The organism is Diaphorobacter oryzae DSM 22780 (assembly GCF_059568935.1).
The window spans coordinates 1-2,696 of record NZ_JCANUL010000028.1; the positions used below are offsets into that span (position 1 = coordinate 1).

At 57.6% G+C, this 2,696-nt stretch carries 4 protein-coding genes and 3 pseudogenes; 4 read left to right on the forward strand and 3 right to left on the reverse strand.

Translation table 11 applies throughout. From position 1 onward, the window contains the following. Positions 1–216 (forward strand): annotated as a pseudogene (locus BP68_RS19125) (hypothetical protein); the annotation flags it as partial. A 64-nt stretch (positions 217–280) separates the two neighbouring features. On the opposite strand, the pseudogene BP68_RS19130 reads toward BP68_RS19125, so the two are convergent. Continuing rightward, positions 281–442, reverse strand: a pseudogene (locus tag BP68_RS19130) (lipocalin family protein); the annotation flags it as partial. Positions 443–523: 81 nt separating this feature from the next. Between BP68_RS19130 and BP68_RS19135 the strand changes: the two are divergent. Then, positions 524–682, forward strand: a pseudogene (locus tag BP68_RS19135) (IS630 family transposase); the annotation flags it as partial. Here the strand turns inward: BP68_RS19135 and BP68_RS19140 are convergent. Beyond that, a complete protein-coding gene (locus tag BP68_RS19140; RefSeq protein WP_496374750.1) occupies positions 679–1,074 on the reverse strand; it encodes a BON domain-containing protein in 396 nt (131 codons plus the stop codon). The pseudogene BP68_RS19135 and the gene BP68_RS19140 overlap by 4 nt on opposite strands. Before the next feature lie 254 nt (positions 1,075–1,328). On the opposite strand from BP68_RS19140, the gene BP68_RS19145 reads away from it, so the two are divergent. Further along, entirely contained in the window at positions 1,329–1,676 is a 348-nt protein-coding gene (locus tag BP68_RS19145; protein ID WP_496374752.1) for a hypothetical protein, read from the forward strand. 128 nt (positions 1,677–1,804) lie between these two features. Further along, positions 1,805–1,963, forward strand: a complete 159-nt coding sequence (locus BP68_RS19150; protein ID WP_496374754.1) for a DUF3309 family protein — start codon at positions 1,805–1,807, stop codon at positions 1,961–1,963. A gap of 21 nt (positions 1,964–1,984) precedes the next feature. Here BP68_RS19150 and BP68_RS19155 read toward each other — a convergent pair whose 3' ends face one another. Next, positions 1,985–2,497 carry a transposase gene (locus BP68_RS19155; protein WP_496374756.1) on the reverse strand — a complete coding sequence of 171 codons (513 nt, stop codon included), beginning with the start codon at positions 2,495–2,497 and terminating at the stop codon, positions 1,985–1,987. Positions 2,498–2,696: the final 199 nt, after the last annotated feature.

Here is a 2,696-nt window from a genome sequence, read left to right on the forward strand (position 1 = left end):
GCTTTCCGGCTCATGACCAAGGCCGACAAGATACGGTGCAAATTGGGATGGGGACCGGGGATCGCCAATCCTTCGGGTAACAAGCCGAAGGGCATGCACTGGCAGACTTTTTGGCGCCTTTCTTTTCGGCACGATCGGATTGCCCTGGGAGCATTCGACGCGATGAAAGCGCAGATTGAAGGGAGGTTCAGTGCAACGCGATCTGAACCGACCTGATTCCGCGAAGGTTGCTTGGTTTAAGCAAGGCTGCCATTGCGGTGGCCTGACTGGCGAGTTGTCGGTGGTAGCCGCCGTAGAGCGGTCCGAAAAAGGACACTTTGAATGAGCCCGTGGTAGCTGCACCGGTGAATAAGGCCTTGCCCACGGCCTCGCGCCACTGGCCGATGGCAGGCGCATAGCCGCGGTTGACAACGCGCACGCTGTCGTCAACTTGCGTGGTATAGATGTCCGGCGCGTTCGGGGCATTTGGCCCGGGCAACTGTACGGGGACAAAGGCGGCCGCCTTGCCTTCGCGCCTGGGCGGCGCGAGGGCTCCAGTGTCAAACAACTCGTGCAGAGCATCGATTACTTCGTCTCGGCGTACAACGCGAACTGCAAGCCCTTCAAGTGGACCGCCACCGTGGACTCGATCCTCGAAAAGCTGCATCGACTTTGCTCCCGTATCAGCGAGACAGGGCACTAGGGCGCCGGCAGTGTTCCATCCGCGAGCGGATTGATGGCGACAACCAGCATTGAGCCATCCACCCGGTTCACGCCTGGCACAGTCTGGGCGATAAATACAGCCAAGTCGACTTGGACCTGATCTTGGGTCTTTCCGAGGAGCTTCGCGACTCCCTGATGGAATGTAACCACAATGTTTGCGCGACCGACGACGGGAGAGAGAAGCAGCGCAGCCTGAATGCGTGATGCCGTCGCGCCATCGTCCTCATCACTGGACAGGTTCTGACTGAAGTCCTGACCAGCAGGTATTGAAGCCTGGATTGTTTCGGTTTTCGTACAACTCTGAAGGATGGTGACAAGCAGCACTCCACCCAAGAATGCCGCTGACGAATAGTTAGTAGTGATGTGGACCATGGAATTTTTCCTTGAAATCAAGAGCACTCGTTGATGCCCTTGAGAGCACTTTCCCATGCCTGTTCCTGCCGATCTGTTCGCAACCACACCTACGCGCAGACCAGTCTCGGCAGTTGGTACATATGCCGCCGTAGCCATGGCTGGCGTTCCGTTCAGCGCTGATTCTTTGGCGTGCGTCAGCGTACAGACCTGCTCGCGGGGTCGGCCTCCAATAGGAACAGGAAAAGGAGCGTGACCGTCTCTTCGAGTCCACCATGAACATTACCTCTCCCTTCGTTGCCCTTGCCATGGCGGCTATCGGTGCAGTCCTCTATCTCCAGGAAAGAATTGATCTAGGTATTGCGCTGATTGTGTGCGCCGCCGTTGTTTCGCAAACAACAATCTTGTCCAACATCTGGTGGCGATACGTTTATCGCAGGTACAACGGGGGGCGAAACCCGGCTCCAAAGAGTGCTGCGGAGGATGATGACATGCTGGCAAGCGCCGTTTCGGAAATAGAGGAAGGTAGCATGGACATCCGCAGATTCCTGAAGAATTTCAAGATGGCTTGGCATCAGACCGATGCGCACATCTCACGCCCTCGCAACAAGAAAGAAATGTGAGAACAGCCCCGTCGGAGGCGAGATTTGGCAAGGGATTGGGTGGAGGCTCCAGCACTTGCGCACCAGGCTTCATGAGCGCGCAGCCAGGCCTCATAGCGAACGCAGCGGCTTACCGCAAGGAGCAGACCATGAGCTTAAGTACCCTTTTGCTGATTGTCCTGATCCTGATATTGATCGGAGCGCTCCCATCCTGGCCGCATAGCCGAAGCTGGGGATATTTTCCGAGCGGCCTGATCGGCCTGATTGTTGTCGCGTTGCTCATCTTGCTGCTGACAGGGCGCATTTAAGGCAACGCTGAATAAGAGCGGCTAACAAAACGGTTCGAGAGTTCGCAGGCAGATGACACAGCAAGCCAAGGAAAGCAGGGCGACATGAACGTCAATGCGCCGCTCAAAGCGAGTGCGAAGCTTGCCGAAGGCTGCGAGCCAGGAGTGGGTGCGCTCAACGACCCAGCGATGGCGCCCAAGCCGATCATTGCGCTCGATGCCTTTGCGGGCGATGCGGTCTTGGATACCGCTGGCCCCATCAATACTGACCCGGCTGAGGTCGAGCTTGCCGGCGCTGCGCAATTCGTCCAAAAGCAGCAGATGCAGGTTGTGCCACGCCTGCGCTGCTTGCCAATCACGAAGGCGCCGCCAGCAGGTCATTCCGCTGCCGAATCCCAATTCCTGGGGTAGCTCCTCCCAGGGGATGCCGGTGCGCAGCACGAAGACGATGCCATTGAGAGCTTGCTCGTCGCTCAGCCTGGGCCGACCGCCTCTGGCCGAAGGCGTGAATACTGGCAGCAGCGGTTCGATCTTCTTGAAGCGCGCGGCGCTGATTTCTTTGTTCTTGTTTCGACCCAGGTGTCTTCAACGCCGATCAGGCATTGGACGATGACATGGTTTTGTTAGCCGCTCTAAGTCCACTGAAGCGAACCCGACGGCGTTGTAGCTCGATGAAGCAACAGACACTTGCTGCAGCAGCCGATCAAGGCGCCGGATTCGAGCAATACCGCCGCCCGACAAAGCGCGACATGTT